This is a genomic window from Streptomyces capitiformicae (assembly GCF_002214185.1).
In the GTDB taxonomy this organism is placed as follows: Bacteria; Actinomycetota; Actinomycetes; order Streptomycetales; family Streptomycetaceae; genus Streptomyces; species Streptomyces capitiformicae.
The window spans coordinates 2,625,100-2,651,480 of record NZ_CP022161.1 but is presented as its reverse complement, the minus strand read 5'-3'; the positions used below and the strand labels follow the sequence as shown (position 1 = coordinate 2,651,480).

21 protein-coding genes are annotated in these 26,381 nt (G+C 69.4%); 14 read left to right on the top strand and 7 right to left on the bottom strand.

Going from position 1 to position 26,381, the window contains the following annotated elements; all coding sequences use genetic code 11:
• Positions 1-34: 34 nt before the first annotated feature.
• The 5 genes from CES90_RS11760 to CES90_RS11740 all read left to right on the top strand — a co-directional run bounded on the left by CES90_RS11760 (position 35) and on the right by CES90_RS11740 (position 9,102).
• Positions 35-916, top strand: a complete 882-nt coding sequence (locus CES90_RS11760) for a branched-chain amino acid aminotransferase family protein (protein WP_189784890.1) — start codon at positions 35-37, stop codon at positions 914-916.
• A 66-nt stretch (positions 917-982) separates the two neighbouring features.
• Entirely contained in the window at positions 983-5,062 is a 4,080-nt protein-coding gene (locus CES90_RS11755) for a non-ribosomal peptide synthetase (protein ID WP_189784891.1), read from the top strand.
• Positions 5,059-6,288 carry a class I SAM-dependent methyltransferase gene (locus CES90_RS11750; RefSeq protein ID WP_189784892.1) on the top strand — a complete coding sequence of 410 codons (1,230 nt, stop codon included), beginning with the start codon at positions 5,059-5,061 and terminating at the stop codon, positions 6,286-6,288. Before CES90_RS11755 ends, CES90_RS11750 begins: the two co-directional genes overlap by 4 nt.
• A 113-nt stretch (positions 6,289-6,401) precedes the next feature.
• Positions 6,402-7,460 (top strand): M20/M25/M40 family metallo-hydrolase, encoded by a 1,059-nt coding sequence (locus CES90_RS11745; RefSeq protein ID WP_229914045.1) that lies wholly within the window; start codon positions 6,402-6,404, stop codon positions 7,458-7,460.
• Positions 7,447-9,102, top strand: a complete 1,656-nt coding sequence (locus CES90_RS11740) for a DUF885 family protein (protein WP_189784894.1) — start codon at positions 7,447-7,449, stop codon at positions 9,100-9,102. Before CES90_RS11745 ends, CES90_RS11740 begins: the two co-directional genes overlap by 14 nt.
• Here CES90_RS11740 and CES90_RS11735 read toward each other — a convergent pair.
• Positions 9,086-10,303, bottom strand: a complete 1,218-nt coding sequence (locus CES90_RS11735) for an MFS transporter (RefSeq protein WP_189784895.1) — start codon at positions 10,301-10,303, stop codon at positions 9,086-9,088. The genes CES90_RS11740 and CES90_RS11735 overlap by 17 nt on opposite strands.
• A gap of 124 nt (positions 10,304-10,427) precedes the next feature.
• Between CES90_RS11735 and CES90_RS11730 the strand changes: the two genes are divergently transcribed.
• The 8 genes from CES90_RS11730 to CES90_RS11695 all read left to right on the top strand — a co-directional run bounded on the left by CES90_RS11730 (position 10,428) and on the right by CES90_RS11695 (position 18,905).
• Positions 10,428-11,432: a DUF5937 family protein gene (locus CES90_RS11730; protein WP_189784896.1), complete on the top strand. Its 1,005-nt coding sequence runs from the start codon at positions 10,428-10,430 to the stop codon at positions 11,430-11,432.
• A 92-nt stretch (positions 11,433-11,524) separates the two neighbouring features.
• On the top strand, positions 11,525-11,740 hold the full coding sequence (locus CES90_RS11725; protein WP_189784897.1) for a hypothetical protein: 216 nt from the start codon (positions 11,525-11,527) through the stop codon (positions 11,738-11,740).
• 132 nt (positions 11,741-11,872) lie between these two features.
• A complete protein-coding gene (locus tag CES90_RS11720) occupies positions 11,873-14,242 on the top strand; it encodes a non-ribosomal peptide synthetase (protein ID WP_189784898.1) in 2,370 nt (789 codons plus the stop codon).
• Between the two features lie 237 nt (positions 14,243-14,479).
• Positions 14,480-15,202: a class I SAM-dependent methyltransferase gene (locus CES90_RS11715; protein WP_189784899.1), complete on the top strand. Its 723-nt coding sequence runs from the start codon at positions 14,480-14,482 to the stop codon at positions 15,200-15,202.
• Positions 15,192-16,484: a diaminopimelate decarboxylase gene (gene lysA, locus CES90_RS11710; protein ID WP_189784900.1), complete on the top strand. Its 1,293-nt coding sequence runs from the start codon at positions 15,192-15,194 to the stop codon at positions 16,482-16,484. Before CES90_RS11715 ends, lysA begins: the two co-directional genes overlap by 11 nt.
• Before the next feature lie 134 nt (positions 16,485-16,618).
• Positions 16,619-17,635 carry an aminotransferase class I/II-fold pyridoxal phosphate-dependent enzyme gene (locus CES90_RS11705; protein ID WP_208921416.1) on the top strand — a complete coding sequence of 339 codons (1,017 nt, stop codon included), beginning with the start codon at positions 16,619-16,621 and terminating at the stop codon, positions 17,633-17,635.
• A 174-nt stretch (positions 17,636-17,809) separates the two neighbouring features.
• Complete coding sequence (locus tag CES90_RS11700; RefSeq protein WP_208921415.1) at positions 17,810-18,682, top strand: 2,3,4,5-tetrahydropyridine-2,6-dicarboxylate N-succinyltransferase; 873 nt, start codon at positions 17,810-17,812, stop codon at positions 18,680-18,682.
• The gene (locus tag CES90_RS11695; protein WP_189784903.1) at positions 18,666-18,905 is read left to right on the top strand and encodes a hypothetical protein; all 240 of its coding nucleotides are present in this window, start codon (positions 18,666-18,668) and stop codon (positions 18,903-18,905) included. The genes CES90_RS11700 and CES90_RS11695 overlap by 17 nt, the downstream gene beginning before the upstream one ends.
• A gap of 342 nt (positions 18,906-19,247) precedes the next feature.
• Here CES90_RS11695 and CES90_RS11690 read toward each other — a convergent pair whose 3' ends face one another.
• Positions 19,248-19,427 carry a hypothetical protein gene (locus CES90_RS11690; RefSeq protein ID WP_189784904.1) on the bottom strand — a complete coding sequence of 60 codons (180 nt, stop codon included), beginning with the start codon at positions 19,425-19,427 and terminating at the stop codon, positions 19,248-19,250.
• A gap of 496 nt (positions 19,428-19,923) precedes the next feature.
• Here CES90_RS11690 and CES90_RS11685 point away from each other — a divergent pair, with 496 nt between their 5' ends.
• On the top strand, positions 19,924-20,682 hold the full coding sequence (locus CES90_RS11685) for a HalD/BesD family halogenase (RefSeq protein WP_189784905.1): 759 nt from the start codon (positions 19,924-19,926) through the stop codon (positions 20,680-20,682).
• Between the two features lie 201 nt (positions 20,683-20,883).
• Here CES90_RS11685 and CES90_RS11680 read toward each other — a convergent pair whose 3' ends face one another.
• The 5 genes from CES90_RS11680 to CES90_RS11660 form a co-directional block, all read right to left on the bottom strand.
• The gene (locus CES90_RS11680; RefSeq protein ID WP_189784906.1) at positions 20,884-21,405 is read right to left on the bottom strand and encodes a DUF6262 family protein; all 522 of its coding nucleotides are present in this window, start codon (positions 21,403-21,405) and stop codon (positions 20,884-20,886) included.
• Positions 21,402-23,885 (bottom strand): tyrosine-type recombinase/integrase, encoded by a 2,484-nt coding sequence (locus CES90_RS11675; RefSeq protein ID WP_189784907.1) that lies wholly within the window; start codon positions 23,883-23,885, stop codon positions 21,402-21,404. Before CES90_RS11675 ends, CES90_RS11680 begins: the two co-directional genes overlap by 4 nt.
• Entirely contained in the window at positions 23,882-25,024 is a 1,143-nt protein-coding gene (locus CES90_RS11670) for a tyrosine-type recombinase/integrase (RefSeq protein WP_229914046.1), read from the bottom strand. The genes CES90_RS11675 and CES90_RS11670 overlap by 4 nt, the downstream gene beginning before the upstream one ends.
• A gap of 45 nt (positions 25,025-25,069) precedes the next feature.
• Complete coding sequence (locus tag CES90_RS11665; protein WP_229914047.1) at positions 25,070-25,456, bottom strand: hypothetical protein; 387 nt, start codon at positions 25,454-25,456, stop codon at positions 25,070-25,072.
• A 71-nt stretch (positions 25,457-25,527) separates the two neighbouring features.
• The gene (locus tag CES90_RS11660; RefSeq protein ID WP_189784909.1) at positions 25,528-26,370 is read right to left on the bottom strand and encodes a DNA-processing protein DprA; all 843 of its coding nucleotides are present in this window, start codon (positions 26,368-26,370) and stop codon (positions 25,528-25,530) included.
• Positions 26,371-26,381 lie beyond the last annotated feature (11 nt).

Below are 26,381 nucleotides of genomic sequence, written 5' to 3'. Positions count from 1 at the left end.
CCCAACCAAACAATCGAGGTGGAGGTCCGCCGCCGTGGGCAAGCCTGGTGTCGTCGCGTCGAACCGTGAGCGGCACTCGTACCGCAGCCTGGCCGGGGCACGCCCGTGCGGCATGGTCCGCCTGGGCAAGCGGCCCGGGACCGGGTGGCGGTACGAGTCGGTCACCTCTGTCGGTGAGCCCAGCGACGCCGTGACGTTGTTCCGGCCCGACGCCGGGGTGCATGTGCGCCTGTGGCCCGACGGGGTGCTGACGGCGCTGCGCCCTGACTTCCTCGCCACCCGCTTTGCCCGCGCCGTCCGTCGGCGTCGGCTCCCCGACTTTCCGCGGGCACAGTTCCTCGGCGCGGTCGAACGGCTGGCACACCACTGCCGCCCGCTGCTGCGTGATCCGGAGTCCGCCATCTACCTGTGCCCGGACATGACCGCCGAGAACGGGCCCCGGCGCTGGGTCTTCCAGCTCTCCGCGTACCTGCTCCCCTCCGCGTTTGCAACGGGCTTCGCGCCCCTGTACCTGCGCTGGGACGCAGGGATGCTGCCCCATGGACTGCATCTGTGCTGGGTGGACGCCGCCCAAGCGCACCTGGTGCTCGCCCCCGTCGCGTCCGACGACGTGTCGGTCCTCGCACGGGCCTCCGTCGCCTCCCTCGCCCCGCGGTGGGGGCTACGGGTGCGCGCGCGACAACTGTCGGTGGCGCAGTGGTACCGGCTCAACCAGCAGGGGCGGGTCTCGGAAGCGTTCGTGTGCGGCGGCCCCGCGCTGGTGCAGCAGGTAGGCCGGATCGGGCTGGGCGATCAGAGCCAACCGGTGGGAAGCGGGCAGCCGGGGCCCACCGTGATCGCCGTTCGGCGCCACCTCTTCCGGCTTCAGCAAGGCCAGGCCGCCGACCCGAACCGTTGGATGCTGCCGCTGCGATGAAGACCGGAAGAGTCGGTGAGAGCCGTGAAAGCCCGTTCCCCCGACCGACACGATGGAGACGCGCCCATGGACGGATTGGCTCAGCGGACCGTGACCGGCCGGACCGCACGCACCTACCCCCTCTCGCCCGCTCAGTCGCGGCTGTGGCTGCTGTCTATGCTCAACGAGGGGTCACCGGAGTTCAACGTCACGCTCGCCTGGCGGATCCAGGGTCCGCTGGACACCCTGCTGCTGCACCGGGCGCTGGCGGCCGTGATCGCGCGGCACGACCCGCTGCGTACCCAGTTTCCCACCACCGGGTTCGGCACCGTACAGACGGTGGAACCCGAAGTCACTGTGCCCTGGTGTACGGACGACCTGCGCGATTTGTCATCCGACGCACGCGAGGAAGCCCTGCGGGAGGCGATCCGCGAGGCGGCACTGATCCCCTTCGACCTCGGCACGGCTCCGCTGCTGCGCTGCCGTGTGTTCCGGCTGGCCGACGACGACCTCGCCGTGGTCCTCACGCTGCATCACCTGGTCACCGACGGGTGGTCAACGGGCATCCTGGTGGACGAGTGGAGCGCGGCCTACCGCGCGCTGGCCGCGGGGCAGACCCCGCGCTTCAAGCCTCTGGCCGAGTGCTTCGGTGACGACGCCGCACGGCGGCGCGAGCGGATCGACAGAGGCGCCCTCCAGGAGTCCCTGGCCTGGTGGCGGGAGCGGCTCGCCGGGGTGAAGCCGCTGGAGCTGCCCACCGATCTGCCCCGCACCCGGCAGCGGGACTGGCGAGGCGACACCGTCGACGCGGTGTGGCGGGGGCAGTGGTTCGAAGCGCTGACGGCTTTCGCCCGCGCCCGCCGAACCACACTGTTCACAGTTCTCATGGCGGCGTTCAAGGTCGTCCTGTCCCGCTATGCCGGCAGCCGGGACATCTCCGTCGGGCTTCCGGTGGCTGGACGGGACCGTACAGAGACGGAGGACCTGATCGGCCTCTTCTTCGACACGGTCGTGCTGCGCACGGACCTGTCCGGAGCCCCAACGTTCGCTGCGCTGCTGGAGCGCGTCCAGGAAGGCTTGCTCGATGCCTACGACCACCAAGACGTGCCCTTCGAGCAGGTCGTCGAGGCGCTGGCGCCGGAGCGGGACGCGGGCCGCACGCCGGTGTTCCAGGTGTGGTGCGAGATGGACAACACCGACCGGCAGGACCTGGCGCTGCCCGGTGTGCGCGTCCGCGAGATCGACGTGCCCACGGACACCGCCAAGTTCGACGTGTCGCTGTCCGTGCGACAGGGGGACGGCCGGCTGGAGCTGTCGCTGGGGTACCGCACGGACCTGTTCACCCGGGAGACGGCCGAGCGATGGCAGCGGTCCCTGGAAAACCTCCTCACCGAGGCCATGGCCCATCCCGACACACCCGTCGACCAGTTGTCCATGCTCCCGGACGACGAGGGCCGCCGAGTGGTGGAACTGGGCCGCGGGCCGCGCACGCCGCCTGCCTCCGATGTGCTCACCCGCTTCGAGCAGAGGGCCGCCGCCTGTCCGGAGGCCCCCGCAGTGGTCTGCGGGGAGAGGACGCTGTCGTACGGACAGCTCGACGCACTGGCCGAACGGATCGCGCACGTGCTGCACCGCTCGGGCGCGAACGCCGAGAGTCGGATCGCGGTGTGCCTGGAACGCGGGCCCGAACTGGTCGCGGCCTTCCTTGGCACCTGGAAGGCCGGGGCGGCCTACGTTCCGTTGGAACCTGCCCATCCCGACGAGCGGAACCGATTCGTCCTGAAGGACACCGGGGCCCGAGTGGTGCTGACGCAACGCGCGCTCGCCGACCGGTTCGCGGACTGCCCGGCCGAGGTGGTGTGTCTGGACTCGCCGGGCTGGGACGACACCGTGCCCGCGTGGCCGGGACCGGCGGCGCGGCATCCGGGCGCCCCAGGCACGCTCGCGTACGTCATCTACACCTCGGGGTCGACCGGGCGCCCAAAGGGCGTCATGGTCGAGCACGGGCCACTCGCCAACTTCGTGCAGTCGTGTGTGGACCGCTACGCACTTCGGCCGACCGGCGGCGCAGCTCTCTTCGCCTCGGTTGCGGCCGACGCGGTCGTGCCGAACGTCCTCACTCCGCTGGTCCTCGGGCAGCCGCTGCACGTCTTGCCCGCGACACTCGACCTAGCTGACCTAGGGTCCGCACTGGCTGCCTCCGGCCCCTACTCCTTCCTCAAGGTGACGCCGTCTCAGCTGAGCTTGCTTACTGAGCAACTGACGGCGGAGCAGGCCAAGGCTCTGGCCGGCGTCATGGTGGTGGGCGCGGAGGCATTCCCTGCCCGCACACTGCGCGCCTGGCGGGCGCTGGACCAGACGTCGGTGGTGCTGAACGAGTACGGCCCGACCGAAGCGACCGTTGCCAACTCCCTCTACACCACTGAGACGTCGGACACCAACACCTTCGATACGGGCCTCCTGCCGATCGGCGTGCCGATCGCCAACACATCCATGTACGTCCTGGACAGTCGGATGAACCCCGTACCGCCTGGTGCAATCGGTCAGATCCACATCGGCGGCCGCTGTCTGGCCCGGGGCTACGAACGCAGACCAGCTCTCACCGCCGATCGGTTCGTGCCCGACCCCTTCTCCACCGAACCCGGCGCGCGGTTGTACGCCACGGGTGACCTCGGCCGGGTACTCGCCGACGGCAACGTCCACTTCCTGGGGCGGGCGGACGATCAGCTCAAGATCCGTGGCTACCGCATAGAACCCGGCGAGGTCGAGGCGGCACTTGCCCATCACCCTGACCTCACCGCGGTCCATGTGGGCGCCATCACCGCCCCGCGAGGCGACGAGTTGGTGGCATGGGTGGCTCTGCAGCCCGGTACCACCGCTCGCAAGGGAGAGCTGCGCGCTTGGCTCGCCCGTCTGCTGCCCGACTACATGGTGCCCTCGCACTACGTCACCGTCGACGCCATCCCTCTCACGGCGCACGGCAAGATCGACCGCAGGCAGCTGCCCGACCCTAAGTGCACGGAGGACGTTCCGTCTCGTCCCCCCGCCACTGCCGTGGAGCGAGCCCTGGCCCACATCTGGCAGGACCTTCTCGGCCGCAAGAACATCGGCATCGACGACAACTTCTTCTCTCTGGGCGGCAATTCCCTCACGGGCCTGCGCATGATCGCGCGCATCCGGACCGAACTGCTCGAACGGATCGCGATGCGCGATCTCTTCGAGAACCCCACCATCGCCGGGCTCGCGCTCCTGTGCGATCGACCGGCCGACGGCGCGGGAGACCGGGCCATGCTGGCCGACCGGTCACTCGTTACGCTGAAAGCCGGCCAGGAGAGCGGCAGGAAACTGTTCTGCGTGCACCCGAGTGGGGGCAGCGTCCATTGGTTCCGGCCCATCGGCGCCGTACTACGCCCCGAGGACGCTCTGCTTGGCTTCCAACTCCTCGAACTGGAGCTGGCCCAGGCGTCGACGCCCGTCTCGGTGGCAAGCCTCGCATCCCGTTACCTGGATGAGCTGCGTATCCTCCAGCCCGTCGGGCCGTATCACCTGCTCGGCTACTCCTGGAGCGGTGTCGTCGCACTGGAGATGGCGACACGGCTCCAGGAGGCCGGCGAGGCGGTCGCGTCGCTGGCCCTAGTCGAACCGACTCTTCCAGACCCGTTCACGCTGGCCACTCTGCGGCCCATAATCCAGGTGCACCGGCGCTGCGCCCGGTTGATCGACGACATCACGCGCGTGATGGACGGGGGCGGCGACCCCACAGCCCTGCGCGCCGAACTCGAGATGGTCCTCGCCGAGTCCGAGCTACTCCCGGACGCTGTCAGCGAGCTCACCACGGCGGCACCCATCCGTGCCGCCGGCCTGCTCTACGAGGCCTTCCACGCCCACCGGCCCACCGCCTACGCGGGCAGTGTCGATCTCATCGTCACGCAGGAATGCCGTGCGGCGAGCACGCGACGACCGTCCGCAGCTTCGGGAGTCTCGTTCCCCACGTATCTCGACAGCTGGCGGAAGATCGCCCTGGGCGGACTCACCGTCCACGACGCGGGTGGCCACCACAAGTCGGTGCTGAGTCCCGAGCACGTCCACACCGTCGCCGACGTCTTCTATGGCCAGTCCCCCACGCGGTCGGCCCAGGCATCTGCGCACCCACGAGAGGCACGATGAACCCAAGCAACGGCCACGAAGCCGTCATCGGCGGTTTCTACACCGAGAGCCCTTACCCGTGGCGAGCCCACACGCTGCAGCAACCTCTGGATCCCGAGCTGTATCCCGCGCTGCTTTCCCAGGCGGTGGGCGACTTCGGTCATCGCCGGGTCGGACCCGACGGCGCGGTCTGGGTGGCTGGCTGCGGCGTCAACCAGGCTCTGATCACCGCTCAGCGCCACCCGGCGGCCCGGGTCGTGGGCACGGACGTCTCCGAAGGCTCACTCGCCCTGTGTAATGAGGGGCGCAAGGAACTCAGTCTGGACAACTTGGAGTTACGCAAGGAAGGGCTAACTGCAGCTCGTTACCACGAGGAGTTCGACTACATCGTCTGCACGGGCGTACTGCACCACAATCCGGATCCTTCGGCCCTCCTCCAGCGCCTGGCCGCCGCATTGCGTCCCACCGGCGTCCTGGAGGTCATGGTGTACAACACCTATCATCGCCGCAATCCAGTTGCCTTCCAGCAAGCCACTCGTCTCCTCGCAGGAGACACCGGCTCGGTGGCGGGAACCGGACGCGCCCTGGCCGAGGCGTTGGACATTCGGAACTCCCTGGCCAGCGACCTGGCCGAAACACGCCTGCAACCGGACGCAGCCTTCGCCGACACCTGGCTCAACCCCTACGAACTGACCTTCACCGTCGACGAGTTCCGCGCACTCGCGGAGCGCTGCGGCCTGCTCCTAGAAGCGCCCCGGATCGGTCCGGACGACCACTCCGGCGAAGCCGCCCTTTGGGACGTCGTCCTCCACGACGCGGCTCTGCAGGAGCGTTACGAGGCCTGCGACGACCACACCCGATGGCGCATCACGCAGCTGCTGCTTGCGGAGGAGTCGCCGTACAACTGGTTCTACCTCCGCAGGGCCGACGCGCCACTGCCCGCGCCCTCCGACGCCTCACGCAATGCCGCCTTCCTGGCGGCGCGGGCCGAGCCCGTCGCTGCGGCTCAGCGCACCTGGGCACTGCACGGAGCCGAGGGGTACCGCGTGCTCGTCGAGTCCTCGCCTCTACCCACGATGCCCGTCGCTCCGGAGTTCCGTGCCTTGTGGGAGCACCTCACGCCGGAGCGGACTGTCGGGCAGACGTGCACCCGGCTGGGCCTGCCCACTGACGCGCAGACGGTACGGCGGATGCGCGCCCAGCTGACCACGCCCGAGTTCCCGTACGTGCTGAGCGTGCCTGCGTAGGCGCGCATGACAGAGAGGGGCGAGACATGTTGGCCAGGCCAAGTGTCTCCGCGCGACGACTACTGGACGATCTGAACGGGTTGGCTGCCATCGGAGGCCGACCGGACGGGGGGGTGGACCGTGTCGCTGGCTCGGCCGAGGATCGGCGAGCCCGTCGCTGGCTCGCCGAGCGGATGCAGGCCCGGGGACTCGTCTCCCGGACCGACGACGTCGGCAACGTCTTCGGGCACACACCGAACGTGGCCGACCGTCGGCTGCTCGTCGGTTCGCACACCGACACCGTTCCCGCGGGCGGGCGGCTCGATGGCGCCTACGGTGTGATCGCCGCCCTGGAGGTGCTGACCACCCTGCACGAGCACGGCCATCCGGCCGCCGACGCACTGGAGATCGTGAGCTTCTGGGACGAGGAAGGTGCCCAGCCGGAGTCCTCGGGTGGCATGGTCGGCTCCACCGCTCTGTGTGCCGACCCGCACCTGGCCGAGATCACAGGCTTCGTGGAGCTGCACATCGAGCAGGGTCCGCGGATGGAGCTGGCGGGTCAGGAGTTGTGCGTGGTGGACGGCATTGTCGGCGTGGACCGCCATCTGATCCGGGCGGTGGGCGAGACCAACCACGCGGGGACGACCCCGTTCGTGCTGCGCAGGGACGCCGGTCGGGCCATGGTCCGTGCCGCGGCCGTCGCTCACGACCTCATGCGGTCGGTTAGCGACACGCTCGTGGGCAACATCGGCTCGTTCACCCTCGATCCGGGCGCCCCCAACGTTATCCCGGGCGCCGCCCAGCTGGTGCTGGAGCTGCGTTCTCCCCGTGAGGACGTCCTCACTCGTTGTGCCGAGCTCGTCCTGGAGCACACCCGGGCCATCGCCGCCGAAGAAGGGTGCACGGTCGAGCACCGGATGCTCTCGCATAAGCCCGTGGTCGCCTTCAACGAGAGCATGCGCACCCTGCTGGAGAAGGTGTGCCGCAGCACCGGACGGCCCGCCGGGTCGCTGTACAGCTACGCGGGCCACGATGCGGGGGTCATCAGCGCGCACGTCCCGACCGCGATGGTCTTCGTGCCCAGCACCCGGGGCGTCAGCCACTCGCCCTACGAGCACACCCCCGACCGGCTGCTGACGCAGGGTGCCCAGGTGCTCCTCGAAGCGGTGATCGCCCACCATGACAGTTACTGACCACGGCGCCGGCCGGGCCACAGCCCGTCTCGCGCGGGAGTTCTGGGCCTGGCGCGCGGCGCAGCGGCCGCACTCACGGGATGACATCCCGCGCCTGGACCGGCCCACGGGCTGGACGCCGGACTGGAGCACGGAGGGGGTGGCCCGGCACCGTGAGACGCTGTCCAAGTTCCGGCAGGCCGTGGCGGCGCTGGCCCCCCGCACGGCACCGGTGCCCGTGCACGTGAACCACCGGCTGGTCTCCTCGGCCGTCGCGCGTGCTGGCTGGGAGCTAGACACCCTACGGCTGTGGCAACGGCATCCTGGGTTCTACGTGGATCAAGCGCTCGGTGCCGTGTACGACTTGCTGTTGCCCCCGCCGCCGTTCGGCCCGGCCCGGGCCGAGGCCGTGCTCCGGCACCTACGCGACGTGTCCAGGGTGCTGGACTGGGCCGAGGGGAACACGCGGAACCGCGCCGAGGCGGACTTCGCCGCCCTCACCGTCCGAGAGTTGGAGGACATCGAGACGCGCCTCGCCCGTGCCGTCCGGGAGCTGACCCCGCATGTCCCGGAGGTGGCCCGGGAGCTATCGGCCGCTGCTGACTCGGCCGCGCGGGCACTGAGCGCCTTCCGGGAACGCTGGCGGGCGCGGATGCCCGACCTGCCGCCGTACCGACCGGTGGGCGAGGGTGCGTTCCAGCGATACCTGGCTGAGGTCGCACTACTGCCGTGGACCGTGGCCGAGTTGCGCACGATGGGCGAGCGCGAGGACGACCGCGCGGCCATGGCGGATCTGGTCGGTACACGGCACGGCTCCCCGGCCAGTGAGCCCGCGCTACCTGCGGACGCCGCGACGCAGTGCGCCTGGCACGCGGCCGCAGAGGAGGAGGTACGAGCCTTCTACCGCGACCGGGCGTTGCTCGACCTGCCCGCTGACCTGCCCCGCTACCGCACCGCCCCGTTGCCGGGCTATCTGGCGGAGCTGAGCTGGCTCGGCATTACCGACGATCTGACCGGACCGGCTCGGCTCACCGAGGACGCGGTCAGCTATGTGCCCCCGCCCTGTTCGGACCTGCCCTACTTCGACCGGGCGAATGCGCACGACCCCCGGCTGGGCATCATCCACGAGGGTGTACACCACCAGCAGCTCGCGATGTCCTGGCGGCATCCCGATCCGGTCCGCCGCCACTTCCACGACTCGGCCGTCAACGAGGGCATCGCCTTCTACCACGAGGAACTGGTTCTGCTGGCGGGGCTCTTCGACGACAGCCCCGCCTCCCGCCGTACCGTGCACAACTTCATGCGTCTGCGCAGCGCGCGGGTGGGTGTCGACATCGCCCTGGCCGTGGGCGGCCTGACCATACCCGAGGCGGCTGAGCTGCTGGTCCGCGAGGTTCCATTAGACAACGTGACCGCGCACCATGAGGCCGCCTTCTTCGCCCTGACGCCCGGTCAGGGGCTGTCCTACCAGGCTGGTAAGACCCAGGTATTGGCGCTGCTGGCCGACGCGCGTCGCGTATTCGGTGAGCGCTTCGAGCTGCGGCGCTTCCACAACCATCTCTGGCGTAACGGCAATGTTCCGCTGTCGCTGCTGCGCTGGGAGTACCTCGGCGACCGGGAGGAACTGGACCGCGCGGACGCCCTTGTCACGGCGTCGGCCTGAGCACGCGGCCCAGCAGCGCCGTGCAGACCAGGGAGGCCACCGCCGCCATGGCGATACCTACCGACGGCCGCACCAACTCGGCGACTACCCCGGTCAGGCCTGCGGCGATGCCCTGGCAGGACATCAGACCGGAGGTCGACAGCCCGAAGGCCTGGCCGCGTGACTCGACAGGGACCGCGCTGACGAACGGTTCCTGGAGGCACAGGCTGTAGCCGAACCCGATACTGGCCAGTGCCGCCAGCCCGGCGGCCACAGCGATGCCCGGCTGCGCGGCGAAGAGCAGGTACGGAGCGCCCAGCAGTACGGACAGCGGCAGCGCCCAGCGGTTGCGCTGGCTTTGGGTGGCGAAACGGCCGACGAGGACGTCACCGAACAGCATGCCGACTGCCGCGGCGGTGAGCAGCGCGCCGACAGCCCGCGGGCTGCCGATCTCGTCCGCGTACGAGATCATGAGCGCCTCCGCGCCGACGATCCAGCACGCGGGCAGCCACAGCGCCAGCAACAAGCGGCGCACCCGGACGTCCGCCCACAGGGCCCGGTTCACCGACCAGGTGGTGGCGAGGGCCTGGGCCGGGGTGACCGCGGCCCTGCCCACCCCGCGCGAGGGGCGGATCCGCAGGCCGAGACGGAGCACTGCGGCGGACAGCAGGGCGCCGCCGCAGACCACCCAGAGCGTGCCGACGGGGCCGAGCAACGCAAGCAGACCGCCGCCGACGGCGAAGCCGGCGATCTGCGCGGCGCCGACCGTGATGTTCATCAGGGACTGGGCTGGCACGAACCGCCGGGCGCCCAGGAGCTCCGGGAGCAGGGCCGTCTTCATGGCGGCGGGCACCGGATCGAACAGGCCGTACAACATGGTCAGGGCCAGCACTCCGGGCACTGGCAGCATGTCGAGGGCGAGCACCGCCGCGCCGGCCGCCCGGGCCACGTCCCAGCCGGCCATGGTCGGCCGGGTCGGCAGCCGGTCGGCGAGAGAGAGCAGGGCGGCACTGCCCAGCACCTGCGGCAGAAACCCCGCCACATAGGCGATGCCGGCCAGCAGTGGCGAACCGCTGCGGCTATAGACGAGCGCGGACAGGGCGAGGGCCTTCATGACCTCGCCCAGATTGAGCAACGCGTGCGCCGCCCACAGCGCCCGGAAGTCCCGCTCCTGGAACACCCCCCGGTAGCCCGGGGGCTTGTTGTCGTCGCTGACGAGCATTGAGATTCTCCTAGGAAAGGGAGACGGCACGGCGGCTTTCCGATGGCTGGGAGACAGTACGATGGCCACGTGCGGGTGGCGCCCACCAGGGTTTCGTCCACAAACGAAACGAAAGGTCGCCGGTGTGACGCTGCATATCGAGGTGGGGGCTGATGACCTCGGGGCCAGTCGTTTCGCGATATCCCCGATCACCCAGGTCGTGGCGGCCTTGCTGGTCCTGTCCGGCCGGATCTCCTCATGGGCGGCGCGCCCGTGGGCGGATCGCAATCGGGGGCGTCTGCACGCGATGTGCGAAGCCGAGCCCGACCTGGCGGCTCTGATCTCCATCCTCGGCGCTCGCGGCTACAACCCGGACTTCATCGCACCGCCGCCCCAAGGCAGTACGTCGACGTTCCCGCAGGATCTGGCCGCGGTGCGGGAGACACCGGCGGTGCGAGCCCGTCAGGAGGTGGCGCGGGTCTTCGAAGGACGCGCGCTGCCAGACAAGGTGGTTCGCATCTTCGACTCGCCCGACCCCGTGGGCCGCTTCACGCACGCCCTCAGCCTGGCCTGGGAGGAGTTCGTGGCCCCGGACTGGGACCGGATGCGCACCATCTTGCAACGTGACATCGCCCACCGCGCCGACCAGCTGATCACCGAGGGCTGGGACGGAGTGCTCAGCGAACTGGCACCCACGATTCGGTGGCACCCCCAGGCCTCCGGTGCCGTCATCGAGGTCTCCGGCATGCTGCACGAGCGACGGGTGCTCCGGAAGGGCGGCATCCTGTACCTGCCCAACGTGTTCGACGGCCTGTGGTTCTGCTGGGACGAACCCTGGCACAACGCCGTGGTCTACCCAGCCGACGGCGCGGCCGCCCTGTGGCCGACGGCTGCCTCACACCATCCGGCCACCGCTCACCTGATCCCGCTGATCGGCCGCTCCAGGGCTCTGATCCTCACCAATATGGATGGACCGATCACCACCACGCAGCTCACCCGCGCCCTGCGCATGAGCCTCGGCGCGGTCGGCGATCATCTGTCCGTGCTCAGGAAGTCCGGTCTGGTCGAGGGCACCCGGACGGGCCGCGCCGTTGTCTACCGGCGCACCAGACTGGGCGACGCGTTACTCGCGGGGTCCGCCGCGGACTGAGATAGGCGGCGGATTGGTCGCCGATACGCCGAAGATATGCGTGCGTCGACCATGGGCCGGACCGAGTTCCTTACCGGCTAGGAGACCCGCCAGTGACATCCACCGTCCCCACCGGTCCCGGTCTCGGCACCGGGACGGCGCAGGTGCCAGCCCTGGCCACAGTCGAGCCGTGGCTGTCCCTCAAGCATTCCGTGCAGGCGCTGCGGCCATTCCAGCGCGAAGACGACTCGGTCGACTTCGACGGGGACGCCGACCGGGAGCACGTGGGGCGCCTGCTGGACGACGCGGTGGCGGCGTGCGACATATGACCGCGCTCCTCCCGCACGACGCGCACTACCTGCAAGCCGTTTGCGGAGGGTCGTCACCTCAGCCAAAGGGATCATCGAACCCTGCAATTCGGCGCATGGCTAACCCGGCACGGACCACACGGGAGGCGCCCAATGAACAATGATCGTACGGCGCAGGCGGTCACCGCCATGGCACCGCCCGCCGCCGACCCACAGGACGTGTCGGTGGCCGTCCCCCTGCGGCCCGCCACGGCCCGTGGACTGCGGCTGCTGGCTGGGAGCGACGGCTGCGCCCCGGCCGCGGTGCCGCTGGCGGGCTTCTGGGCCCTGCTGCTGCGATGGAGCGGCCACGAAGAGGTGCAGGTCGATGCGGCGTCCGGGCCGCTGCGCTGCCGTACGGACGAGGAGACCACCTTCCGGCAGCTGCTCGGGCAGGCCGGCCAAGTGGCGCATGACGCCGAGGCATCCTCCGTCACCTACGGGGCCAGCGTCCCCCATCCGCTCGTGCCCGGAACGGGACCGCAGGAGCTCCGGCTCAACTGTGCCTGGGACGTGCAGGAGCTCCGCTGCACACTGGACTGCGCTCCAGGAACGTTCGACACGACCGAACTCCAGCGCTTCGCCGGGCAGTTGTCTGTCCTGCTCACCGATGCGCTGGAGCGGCCGGAGCGGAGTGTTCAGGAGCTGAACCTGCTCACCGCCGAGGAACGGCGCGCCATCGTTGGCCCGTTCAACGACACAGTGCGCTTCTTCGATGATTCCCTGCTCCTGCACCAGCTGGTGGAGGCCCAAGTAGCGCGCACCCCCGATGCCGTCGCCGTGCGCTGCGGCACCGAGAGCCTGACCTATCGGCGGCTGAATGCCCTCGCCAACGGCCTGGCGCACCGGCTGATGGGGCTGGGCGTCACCGCCGGCACGCCCGTCGGCGTCTGCATGGGACGGGACGCTGAGCTCATCTGGTCTCTGCTCGGCGTGCTCAAGGCGGGCGGGGTCCACGTACCGCTCGACCCGGACTATCCGGCCGAGCGGCTGCGGTTCATGCTGGAGAACGCCGGGGCGGCCCTAGTCGTCACTCAGGAGCGGTGGCTGGGGACACTACCCCAGGGCGTCACCACGATCCTAGTCGGCAAGGACGACGCGACGACCGGCCTGCCGGATACCGATCCCACGCCCCAGACCACGCCCGACGACCTCGCTTATGTGCTGTACACCTCTGGCTCCACCGGACGGCCCAAGGGGGTGCAGCTCACCCACCGATCATTGAGCAACCGCATTCAGGAGATGCGGCGCCAGTACTCGCTGACGGAGCGCGATCGCGTTTTGCAGTTCGCCTCCGCGAGCTTCGACGCGGCCGCCGAGCAGATCTTCCCGGCGTTGATGTGCGGCGGCAGCCTGGTGCTCCGGGACGCCTCTCACTGGAGCCCTCAGGACGTGGTGGCCACCCTGCAAACGTCCCAAGTCACCGTCGCCGAGCTGCCCATCGCGCTCTGGGAACAGGTCATCCCGCTGCTGGCCGACGGCGGCCCGGGTCAGTGGCTACGGCTGCTGATCCTTGGTGGCGAACAGATCTCGCCGGGTTCCGTGGCCAACTGGTTCGCCGTCACTTCCGTGCCCATCCACGCCACCTACGCCCCCACCGAGACCACCATCACGGCGGCGACGTACGTGCTCGACCGGCCGGGTCCTGTACTCATCGGCAAACCCGTGGCCAACACCCAGGTGTGCGTTATGGACCGGGCCGGAGGGCTCGTACCGGTGGGCGTGCCGGGTGAGCTGTGGATCGGGGGCGTCGGGGTCACCCGCGGCTACGGGAACCGGCCGGCGCTCACGGCCGAGCGGTTCGTCCCCCACCCGTTCGCCAAGGGGGAACGGATGTACCGCTCCGGGGACCTCGTGCGACAGCTTCCCGACGGCGATCTGGAGTTCCTCGGCCGCATCGACACCCAGGTAAAGCTGCGCGGCCAGCGCGTCGAACTCGGCGACGTGGAGTCCACGCTGGTCGCGCACGCCAACGTGGCGTCCGCCGTGGCCGCCGTACGCGAGGACACGCCAGGGGACAAACGACTCGTCGCCTACTGCGTCCCTACCCTCGGACACACCGTCGACGTGGGAGCGGTGCGGGAGCACTGCCGCCGCACCCTGCCCGGGTACATGGTGCCGGGCGTCATCGTCGTCCTGGACGCCCTGCCGCTGACCCCCAACGGCAAGGTCGACCGTCGCGCCCTGCCCGCCCCGGACCCCGACGCGGAGGCGCCGGGCGACGACTTCGTAGCGCCCCGCAACGAGGTGGAACAGGCCATCGCCGATGTGTGGATGGAGATTCTCGGGGTGCGACACATTGGGATCCGGGACAACTTCTTCGATCTGGGCGGTCATTCGCTGCTCGCCACGCGGGTGACCAACCGCATCGAGGCACTGACCGGGGTCGCGATCAGCCTCGTCGACCTGTTCCGAGCGCCGACCGTCGAAGCGCTCGGCCGACAGGTCCTGGAGCGCTTCACCGAGTTGGAGAGCCAGTCCTGAAGATTGCCGAGGCCATCGCCCTTCCCGTGCAGTTCCTGGCACCGATTCCCCCCCCGGTGGGCGGCACGGAGCCGCGCTCCCCCGCGACAGATATCTGCCCTGCCCAACACCGGGTCGCGGCCACGGGCGCTTGCCCTCCGCATGGCGAGCGCCAAGTGCTGGCACACCGCGCCCACGACCCGTCCGTGAATTTTCGCCGCGATCGCCCGGAATACAGACGTCCGAGAGGAAAAACGCGTGCCCGACAAGCTCGACGACCTCCGCCGATTCTATCTGCCGGACCGTGACAGCGAGCCCAATCTGTACGAGATATGGGAGCAGGGCCAGGCGCGTGGCGACTCTGTCACGCCCTCGACCTACTCCGCCCCATATCGCAAATGGATCCACGACAAGCTCGTCACCGCGCTCGAGGACCACGGAACGAACCGGCTACTGAGCCTCGGCAGCGGCAATGCCGTCGTGGAGATGGACATCTTGAACGACGGCTACGAGGTCCTCGCGGTCGACGCCCTGGACGAAGCGGTCGCACTCGCGCGATCTAAGGGACTCACTGCGCAGCGCGAGGACGTCACTGCCTGGGCCCCCTCCGCCGTGTGGCCCGTGATCTACGCCGACGGTCTACTCGGCCACCTGTACACCTCCGCGGTGGGCCTGTCCGGCCTCATGACCCGCATCCGCTCCTGGCTCACCGACGGCACCGGGCGGGGCACGCTGATCATCTCCAACGACAGCCCCCGCAACGGCGAACCCGTCCAGGCAGCTCCGGGAGTCCCTGGCTTCTACTGGCTGTCCGGTGCCTACCTGCGCGACGAGGCCCTGGCCTCGGGCTTCTCCGAGGTCACCGTCGAGTCCTTCGCGTACGAGCGGCCGCTGTCCGGCGAACGCATCCGGGCGGTGGTCACGGCAACCGCCGCGGAGCGGCCCAGCGATCCCCGGCGGGGCGGCCACCATGCCGATTAGCGCTGACTTCGAGAAGCGGCTGAACGCCGTGTTGCCACGGGCCGCGGAACATTTCGGCACGCCATTCCATATCTACGACGAACAGGGTATCGAGGAGAACTGCGCGGCCTTCAACCGGGCGTTCGCCGACACGCCGTACCGGGAGTACTACGCCGTCAAGGCCAATCCCAACCCGGCCGTCCTCAGGCTGCTGGCCGCGCACGGCTTCGGCTTCGACTGCAGTTCGCTGCCCGAACTCACCGCAGCCGCCCTCGCCGGAGCGGTGGGACACGACATTTGCTTTACCTCCAACAACACCAGCCCGGCGGAACTGGACGCGGCAGTACGGCTCGGCGTGCTCATCAACGTGGACGACGAGACCGTGCTCGACAAACTCGCCGCACGTGGTGAGGTACCCGACACATTGTGCCTGCGGGTGCACCCGGGCAATGCTGCGGGGGAGGCAGGTGCCTCCTACCTCGGTGACCCGCAGTCGGCGAAATTCGGCATCCGGGTCGACCGGCTATCTGTCGTGTGCGCGAGGGCCAGGCGGATCGGTGTCGAACACTTCGGGCTGCACATGATGCTGGGATCGGGCTATCTCACCCCGCAGCCCTTCCTGCTCAGCCTGGACCTGCTGCTGGAACAGGTGGAGACGCTCCACCGCGATCTCGGCGTCCTGCCCGGCTTCGTGAATCTGGGCGGAGGCATCGGCATTCCGTACCGACCGGAGGAGAAGCCGTTCGACCTGCCTGCGCTGGGTGCCGCCGTCGGCGCGCGGTTGCGGGACTGGGAGCTGGCCACGGGACTGCCCCGCCCCCGCCTGCTGTTCGAGAGCGGACGCTATGTCACCGGCCCGCACGGTGTGCTGGTGACCCGAGTGCTCAACCGGATGAGCAAATGGCGCGAGTACGTCGGGGTGGACGCCGGAATGAGTGCTCTGATGCGCCCGGCGATATACGGCGCGTACCACCACATCACCGTGCCGGACGGTTCCGACCGTCGGCATGAGGTGGTCGACGTGGTCGGGTCGCTATGCGAGAACAACGACAAGTTCGCCGAGCAACGCACCTTGCCCATTGTCACCGAAGGTGACTTGCTTCTCATCCACGACACCGGCGCCCACGCCCATTCGATGGGCTTCACCTACAACGGGCGACTGCGTCCGCAGGAACTGCTGCTGCGGCGCGGGGGCAGCGTGGAGCGCATTCGTCGGGCGGAGAGCGAGAATGACTATTTCGCCACGCTGCAGTGCCGACCCGATGTCCTTGTCCCGGTCACGGACCCGGTCGGGGTCCGATGAGCCGGAACGAGCCGTGGCGCCGTGAGGATGCGCTGGCCCTGGCCGTGCGAGGGGGACGGGAGCCGCTGGACCTCTCTCTCGGGGTCCCGGCGGACCCTCCCGCGCGTGTCCCGGGTCCGGCGTCTCCGTCGCCGATGCCAGGCCGGTCCCAGGGCAGCGCCTTCCCGGCCACGCTGGCTGAGTACCCGCCCAGCTCGGGGACCGTGGGGCTGCGGGAGGCGGCCGCACGCCACATGCTGCGCCGTTACCAGGTCGTGGTGCCGCTGGAGGCCGTGGCGGCGTGCGTGGGCTCAAAGGAATTCATCTCCACACTTCCGCTTTTCCTGCGTGACATGCGCCGACCAAACACCAACGGGCCCGAGCGTGACACCGTGCTCATTCCGGCGCTGGGCTATCCCGCCTACGAGTTCGGCGCACGGCTGGCTGGGTTGCGCGCCCACCGGGTGCCTGTTGACGACGCGTTCCGCATGCGCCTGGACCTGGTCCCAGAGCGGGTCGCGGTTCGGGCGCTGTGTCTGTGGGTCAACAGCCCGGCCAATCCCACCGGGGTCGTCGAACCGCTCGGCCCGGTCGCTGACTGGGGCCGTGCGCACGGTGTGGTCGTGGCATCCGACGAGGCGTACGCCGAGGCGACGTGGTGCCATGAACCACGCACCATCCTCTCCCACGGGCTCGACGGCGTCCTGGCCGTGCACAGCATGTCGAAGCGATCCAACTCCCCAGGTCTGCGCGTGGGTTTCTACTCGGGAGACCCCTCGCTGGTGGCGGGACTGGCCCGGCGGCGCCGGGAGGCCGGCCTCATGGCGGCCGCCGCCTCACAGGAGGCAGCCTGCGCACTGCTCGACGACGATGGGCATGCCGAGGAACAGCGGGCACGCAACGCGCGCCGGGTCGCCGACCTGGTTGAGTGCCTGAACGCCCACCGGCTGGGGTGTACCGCGCCGGCCGGAGGGCTCTTCGCCTGGGTGCCCGCGCCCGGCGGCGACGGAGTGGCCTTCGCCCGCCGTGCGGCCAAGCAGGCGGGCCTGATCATCCAGCCAGGCTGCGAGTACGGGCCCGCCGGGCATCCCTACGTGCGCTTCGCCGCGGTCCGGGACGCCGCGTCCGTCGCCTGGCGGCTGGATCTGCTGTCAAGAACACCCGTCCCGTAGGCGTCAGCACAGCCGGTCACGCCAGCCATGGCAAGGCCCGGAACGACGTGGCGCCAACAGCCGAGCACACACGCCCGACCCGCGCGCGGCGATGAGAGGCCTCGGCGGACCGACCGTGGCCATCTTCGCCTGCGCAGGACGCCGAGGGCCGCCAAAAAACGAAGGAGACCCGCCGTGACCACCAATCCGATACTGCCGACCGGATCCTCCGGCCCCCGCCTGGGCGACAGCCCGGTTCCGGAGATCATCGACGAACTGTGGGAACACCGAGCCGAACTGACGGCGGCGGACCATGCGCCACGCGAGTCCGTTCTGGAGGCGCTGGACCTACTGGACAGCGGTGCCGCCACGGTCGCCGCGGTGGATCCGGCGACGGACGAGGTGGTGGTTGACGAGCGGGCCCGCCGGGCCATCCTACTGTCCTTCCGATTGTTCGAAGTCGAGGAGTCCGGGGTGGGGCCGTTCCGCTACCGCGACCGGCTGCCGCTCAAACGGCGCTTCGACGGGGTACGTGTCGTGCCCGGAGCGATCGCGCGCTTCGGAAGCCACGTGGCGCGCGGGGCCGTACTGATGCCGTCCTTCGTCAATGTCGGGGCACATGTCGGGCCTGGCTCCATGATTGACACCTGGGCGACGGTCGGCTCTTGCGCACAGGTGGGGGCCAACGTCCACCTCTCTGGGGGAGCCGGCTTGGGAGGGGTGCTGGAGCCCGTCGGAGCAGTCCCGGTCGTGGTGGAGGACGACGCGTTCATCGGTTCCCGATCGATGATCGTGGAGGGCGCCCGAGTGGAACGCGGGGCGAAGCTCGGGGCTGGGGTGCTGCTCACCGGCAATACCAGGGTATTCGATGCCGAGTCGGGCCAGGAGCTTCCTCAGGGCCGGGCCCCCTCCCGCTCGTTGTGCGTCGGTTCCATGCGGATGCGGACGTTCCCCGGCGGCGAGTTCGGCACACCGTGCCTGCTCGTGGTCAGGTGGCTCCGAGAGGGCGAGACCCTGGACAAGCTCCGGCTCGACAGTCTCTTCCGCGAGCATGGCGGCGCCTCGTGAGGCGACCGACGCCGGGATGATGACCGGGGAGGCGCAACTGCGGCAGGCTGTATGCGACGTGCCGTACTTGGCGATGTCGTTTCTCTACGTTCTGCTGGCTGTGGGCGACATCATCCTGCGCGTTGAACTCCAGCTGTCGACCAGTACCATCCACGACCACAAGCAGTGCGGGTCGCGTGAGGGCGTCCATCAGACCCAGAAGATCGTCGACCACGTGGCGTGAGGCGCCTGGCAGCTCCAGGCCCTCCAGTCAGGCCCGGCCCGGCGCGGTGAAGTAGCCGCCGGGCCGGTCGCAGCCGTGATCCCCGCCAAAACGGCGTGGACGCGGTTGCGCAGCAGGGTGCGCAACCGCACCAGCCGGCAGCGGTGCCGCACCAGGGCCCGCTGCTGCCGGACGTCCAATGGAGCGATCCACGCCTCCGACAGCGGATCCGCGCGCAGCAGCTGCGCGAGGTGGCCGCGTCCACCTTGTCGTTCTTCAGCCAGAGGCGATCGCCTTGCACCGCAGCGGATGCACCAGATGCGGCTCGAAGCCGTAGTCCTCCAGCAGCTGAACCGGCCACCCTCAGCCGTAGGCGGCCTCGAAGGCGACCGGCGCCCCGATCGGAAGATCCCCTATCACCGACAGCACCGGCTCCACCCCGTTGGGCACGTTCCGGTTGGCCCCCCGCACCGCACCGTCGTCCTCGACCACCGCGATCTGCGACCGCTTGCGGTGCATGTCGATACCGACGTAGACAGACATTGAGGGCCTCCTTCCTGAGCTCGCGCATACCCGGACGATAGGTATCGCCGGACTGAGCAGGGAGGGCGGCCCGACCCTCATGGGGTCAGGTCAGCGGCAACGCCCTTCAGCGTCACCTGTCAGTCGCCCCGGGCGTGGACTCGTACAGGGCCACGGGATCGGCCTTGAGCTCGTCCGAATGGCCCTTCATCGCCATCGGCGGTCCACACTCTCGTTCCTCCGGATCAAGCACGATCCAGTATCAGCGTGTCCATCAGAAGGGGTGAGGTCGTCCCCTGGTTGAGGGCACGCAGGCAGGCCCGTGCCATCGTCTACCGGCGCACCACGCTCGGCGACGCATTACTCACTGGCGCCGCAACTGGTTGTCAACGGCCTCGTAGCTCTCCCCATCAACTGGTCGAGATGTCTAGCGGATTGGCAGCCGATACCCCGAGGATACCCGCCCAGCGACCATGGGCCGCATCGAGCATTTCGCCCGTAAGGAGGCGCACTCGCGATGCCCGCAGCACCCACCGGTCCCGGTCTCAACCGACGAGTGTCGCAATACCTCGAACGCGAGGTAGAACCCGCTCGGTTGGAGCGGGCACGGCAGAACTTCCTGCGCAGGGGGTTCGCCAAACTCCCGTATCTGGCGTCGGCGGAGATCAAACAGCAGGTTGCCGACGAGGTGGAAGCCTTGATCGCCGAACACGGCGTTCGGCGCGACCTGACCCTCCCCGAAACTGGCCACACCCCACGCAGAATGCGCAATGTACACCGCGCCGAGATCGCGGCCCACGGCTCCATCGTGCCCGAAATCTACGCACATCCTGCCGTCCTGCGAGCCCTGGAGACCGTGGCAGGTGAACAGGTACTCGTATGCCCCTATCAGCCGGAGCAATTCGTCATCACCGAGCTTGAGCAGTCCGGCGACACACACGGCTGGCATTGGGACGACTACAGCTTCGCCCTCGTGTGGGTGATCGACTGCCCACCCCTCGAACAAGGCGGATTCGTGCAGTGCGTGGCCCACACCCAGTGGAACAAGGACGACCCCCAGCTTCACCGCCAGTTCGTCTCACACCCGATCCATTCACTAGAACTGTCGCCCGGCGACCTGTACTTCATGCGCACCGATACCACGCTCCACCGTGTATATCCCATCTCCGGTGGCCGACGGCTCATCCTCAACATGGCCTATGCTGCAGAACACGATCTGAGCAAACCGATCAGCCACGAAGGCATGGAAACCCTCTGGGCCGAGACAGCTCGATAATCTCTTGGCGCTTGACGATGATGGGACACGCCCACCGGTCCGGCGGCAGGGAGTGTCTAAGCTAAGTTGACACACCCCCGTGAAGGGTGGCCATCTGGAACGCAGCGTGTCAGCGTCGGCAAACCTCTGTCCCCGGCTCGGCAATGCGCGGTGGCGTCGCCGAAAGCGGGGCCACCGCGTCGGGGGTCGGCTGGTGCTCGGTCAGGTTGGATGGGGCTGATTCAGCGCTCGGGTCAGCTCTCGATTCGCAGCTCGCGCCGCGTCGAGCTCGTCGGTTCGATCCTCCAGCTCGCCGCGAACATTGGCAAGTTGCTGTTCCAGGCTGACGCTCCGCCGTTGCAGCTGGTCGACGTCGACTGGGGCGCCGAGCCCGGATTCGGCCCAGGCCGATTCGCCCATGACCTCGGAGAGCCGCTTTTCCAGCTGGCGGACCCGGGTCTGCAGGCGGGTGTTGCGTTCCAGCGCGTTGGCCAGGTCCGCCTGGAGCGAGGCCCTGCTGACTGCGGCCTGACGGCCCTCCAGCGGCGGGGCAGCCGCGGCGGCATGGACGCGTTCGAGCAGGTCACGGTGTCGATAGAGGAATGTGCGGTCCACTCGTGCCGCGCGGGCGAGCGACGCGACGGTGATGTCCTCGCCGACCTGCAGGGCGGTTTCGAGGGCCTTGAGAACACGTTCGCGGCGTCGGGCCGAGTCGGCTCGGCGTCCTTCGATCATGCTGGTCATGCGGTTCGCTCCGGGAGGATGTCGGGCAGGAGCTGGCGGATGCGGGGCATGCCGAGCGAGACGACCTGGCGGCTGCGGCGGACGAGGGTGACTGCCTCCTGGATCTTCATGCGGTCGTCGTCAGTGAGGTCGTCGAGGTCTTCCTTGAGGCGGCGGACCAGTCTGCGGACTCGGCTGATCTCCTCGTCGGAGGGCATCGCCTCGTCCTTCGCCCAGCCGTCCGCGTGGGCGAAGGCGGCGAGTCGTTCGCGGTTCCGCAGCAGGTCGGCGAGGTATGCCTCCAGGTCGGGCAGGTAGGAGATGTCTGTGCGGAAGTGGCCGCAGCCGACGCAGCGGAAGCGGACCGGGCAGTCGTGCCCGCCAGCCGCGACGTTGGAGGGCTCGCTGCAAACGCCGTAGGGGACGGCGACCTCGCCGACTGCCCGGCGGGCGTGCTCGGAGTCGAGCAGGGCCTTGGCCGTGCGCCAGACGCGGTTGCCGTGCCGGTCGAACTGCATCGTGGTGACGCGGTCGATGGCTTCGCGGCGGCGCTCTTGCCCGACCCGGTAGTAACGCTGAGTAGTTGCGAGTTGTCGGTGATCCATCAAAACGCGGAGAACGTCGGGTTCGATGCCGGCGTCGGCATGCCGTTGGGCATAGGTGTGCCGGTAGGCATAGGGGAAGATCCTGTCCTTGTCGAAGGGCAGCATCTTGGTGACGCGCTCACCCTCGACCTCGATCACGGTGGGGACGAGGATGGCGGGAAGTGAGTTCACCCAGGCCCGGTGACGGTCGGTGACCCAGTTGACGGTGGCGGCTTTCGTGCCGTCGGGGTTGGCGATGACGGAGGGGAACAGCTTCAACTTCCTGAGCGGGGTGTCGGGGAATCGCTCGCGGGCCCGCTCCTGCTGGGTCAGGATGAGGGCCGCAGTCGCCTCGGGGATCGGCAAGCGGCGGCCGTTCCGCAGTGCCTTGTGGTTGTCGTAGACCAGGACGGGCTTGCCGTCGCTGTCCCGGTCGAGGCACTCGTAGTCCAGGTTGCAGATCTCGCTGGGCCGTCGGCCGGTGTCGATCAGCAGCTCGACCGCGATGCGGCTCTGGGTCCCGCCGGTATCCAGGTCGTCCAGGTGGTTGCAGAGAACGCGCATGACTTCGACGGGGAGATCGCGGCCGGCCTCGGTGTCTTCCGGGTCGTCGGGGACGTCCTCCTCGCGCAGGATGAAGTCGTGGGGCAGTCCGTGCAGCGGCTGGCCGGGGCGGGTCAGGCCGAGCGTCCGCATCCGGGTCAGCAGGCGCCGGACGTCGCGGGCGTCCTCGGAGCGGCGGCCTGCTGTGATCTCTCCTTGCTCCTCCAGATAGTGGAGCCGGTTCAGGAAGGCCATGATGTCGTCCCGGCCCAGCGCCGTCAGGTCCATGCCGTCGTCGTCGCGATTGAGACGAAGGCTTTTCGAGAGCCGGGCGATGCTGTTGATCTGCCGCTGGATGGCGCCCTGGGGCTTGGCACCGCGGCGGAGGGGGATGTTCTCGATGGCCCAGTCCTGGGTGGCCTTCCTCAGCCAGGGCTGGCTGATCTCCTCGAAGTGGAACTTGCCTTTCAGTCCGAAGGCGGCGCCGTCCCAGGTGTCCTTGTGGCGTTCGGTCTCCGGGGACATCCGGAAGCGGCTGACGTGCTTGAGCAGGCCCTTTGCCTGCCGCCGGTTGTTCCGGGACAGGGCGCTCACGTCCAGCTCGGTCAGTGAGCCGATCTGCCGGGCCCGGACGAGGTCGCAGAACGGACGCAGCTGGTAGACCTGCTGCTGGATGCCCGCGGCGAGGCGTTCCTGCAGGCCGTAGAGAACCTCGGCGACGATCCGGTCGGACAGGCCGCGCAGGCTCACCTCGCTGGCCTTGGCGATGACCGGGGTGGTCAACCGCCAGGTTTCCTCGTCCAGCGTGCTGCCCTTGCGCAGTTCATAGGCCCGCCGTTGAGCGTGGGTTGTGCAGTAGCGGTTCCTCTGTCCGTCGCGGTCCCGCAGGCAGGACGCGACCTCGCAGGGCCCGAAGCCCGGCAGCGGCCGGACGTCCGGGTGGTGGATGAACTCTTCCACCGGCAGCCGGTGGACGTTCTGCTGCTGGTAATAGTGCGCGGTGCACAACGGCTTGCGCGAGGTTTTCCAAGGGCGAGCGCATCCGGGGACACGGCAGTTGGAGATCCCGATGCACCGCCAGAGTCGCTTGGCAGTGGCGACGAACTCCTCGAAGCTCTGTCCGCTCCTGCGGTGGCGGACGGCGCAGCCGGCGCAGAGCCCCTGCGTGCTGTCGGCGTGGAAAACCTGCTTGTCGCAGCCCTCCACCGGGCATTCGGGGGCGCCCAGCAGCGGGTGGTCGCCTGGGAAGACCAGGACGCGGACCTCGGCGTCGAAGCTCATGAGCTTGCGGAAGTCGTCGGTGACCGCGGCCATCAGCTCGGCGGTCAGCCCCTCCTCCGGGACCGGGCGGACGACGCTCAGCGCGGTGGTCATCGGTCGCCTCCCTCGCCCTGGACGCGCGGGGAGGGGACGCGCTCGACAGCGTCCCGGAGGCGGGATGCCCTCGGGTGAAGGTAGGGACGGGCCGAGCCGGGGTGCTTCTGGCCGAGCAGGGCCTGGATCTCGTCGAGTTTGCCGCCCGCGTCGGCGACGTTGCTGGCCATCGCGTGCCGGCACATGTGTGGCGCGATCGGCCGGTCCAGCCCGGCCCGCTTGGCCAGCGACTCGATGATCTCCCCGATGGCGTCTGGGGTGACTGGTGAGCCGTAGGGCGGGCGGAAGAGGTTGACCAGTACGAAGTCGCTGCCGCCGACGCCGAGCCGTTCGTGCCGTTCCAGCATGTACTGGTCGAAAGCCTGCACGACCAGGAAGTCCACCGGCAGCGCGTACGGCTTCCTCGACTTCGACCACGCGTTGTTCACGTTCTGGCGCCGGACGACATGCAGGTGGGCGCCTTCGATGTCGCAGCCCAGCGAGCGGGAGTCCATGAGCAGGTGGGCATCCCTCCGCCGCAGACCCGCGGCCTGGCCGCGACGCAGCCCGACGCGGGCCAGCAGCAACACGATCAGCCGGTCCCGGGCCGACCGGCAGGCCAGGAACATCGCCACGATCTCTTCGTCGGTGGCCCGGTCGACATCGCTCTCCGGCTCCTGGAGCCGGTGGTGGGCCCGCAGCCGGTAACGCAGGCCGCCGTCCTCGCCGCGAGCCTCGAACGGCAGGTCGTTGGTGTCGCCGAGCTCGTAGATCTGCTCAAGGACCCAGCCGGGGACCGTCTTGTTCACCACCCCGTGCGAGAGGAACCCGCGGACTGCGGTGAGCACCTTGTTGATGCGTTTGCTGCCACGTACGGGCTCCGAGTCGGGACCTGGGGCGACGATGCGATGCTGACCGCTGTCCCCCGGAGTCCACTTCAGCCAGAGCATGAACAGCCCCATGTCCCGGGCGGCGGTCCGCCAGTCTCGCCCCGTGCTCGCGCACCAGCGCATGAACAGGGCAACTCCGCCTGCATGGGCCTTGGTTGTGGACTCCGCGCGGCCCCGGCCCAGCCGCAGTTCCCGCAGGAACCGGTCCGCCTCCTCCACGACCACCAGGTCGTCGTCCACCACTGTCCAGTACCGGGTGCCCGAAGGCATCCGTACAGGGAAAGCACGCATCCGTACCTCTACTCCACGAGTCGATCACAACGATCCACCGCAGAGCCACAACCCCCAGAGAACCGTCGCAGCACCCCAAACGAGGAGGCGGACCACGACGTCACACCACGGTTCACGAACCCCCAGAGAAAGGTGCCCGTTGCGCGCCAGCTGGACGAAGCGCACGCCGTGCTCGCGCAGCAGCGGGAGCATGAACTCCTCGCACAGCAGCCGCGTTTCCGGCCACTCGCTGCCGGTGGCCATGTAGAGGACGGCGGTGCGCTCCAGGTCGATCCCGTGCGCGGCGGGATCGGTGAGCATCCGCGCGAGATAGGCGGTGGAGTCGGCGCCGAGACCCCAGTTGATGACGGTGTCCAGGTCGTCGGTGGTACTGAGGCCGGGCAGCGACGGCGTGTACGTGGTATGGGGCATGGCGGTCCGTCACTCGTTCTGGGGCGCCCGTGCCCGGAGGTGAATGGCCGGGCACGGGGCGGCTGGGGACGTCAGAGCAGGGCGAGAGCCGCTGCGGGGTCCGGGACCAGGACGGCGCGCTGCTCGGCGAGCAGGCGGGCGCTGCCGTCGGCGCGGATGTCCTCGGTGGCGGGCGGTGCGAGCAGGCGCCGGTTGAGGGCGGCGGCGACCTCGGCGGTGTGCATCGCCACCTCGGCGTGGTCCATGGCCTCGATGAGGATCACCACGTGCGCGAGCGCGGCGAGCAGGGTGGCGCTGGCCCTGAGGGTCGCGCCGCTGGCTGCGGTGCCCGGCTGGTAGAGGCTGACCACCGCGCCGCCGGTCGCGGGGACGCAGCTCAGCAGCTGGGCGTGGTCGTGTGGGTGGGCGCGGTCCAGGCCGCGTGGCAGGACGGCGAGCGTTGCCCGTCCGGCCAGGGCGGCGGCCCGGTGGGCGGCTGCGTCGACGCCGTACGCGAGTGTCGCGGTGACCGTGTGACCGGCCTCGGCGACGGCGGTGGCGAAGGCCTGCGCCCGGGTGATGGCCTGCTCGGTCGCGTTGCGGTTGCCGGTCACCGCAACGGCGTTGGCGGTGAGCTGCGGCAGCTGGTCGCCGCCGCGGGCCCACAGACCGAGCGGGCAGTCAGGACCGAGGTCGGCCAGGGCGGCGGGCCAGCTCTCGTCCGAGGGGATGATGAACTGGCAGGACAGCTGCGCGTTGGCGAGTTTGTCCGTCGGCTTGTACTGCGCCAGGCGTCCGCTGTTGTCGTGGCGGACGCGCTGCTCCCAGACCTCCTGGGCGGAGGACTGGGCGAGCTCGGCGGCGAGCGTGGCCGGGGTGAAGTGGGCGGCGAGCGCGGCGCGGGCGGCGCGTTCGGGCAGGGCGGGGCTGGGCACGGCGAACCTCC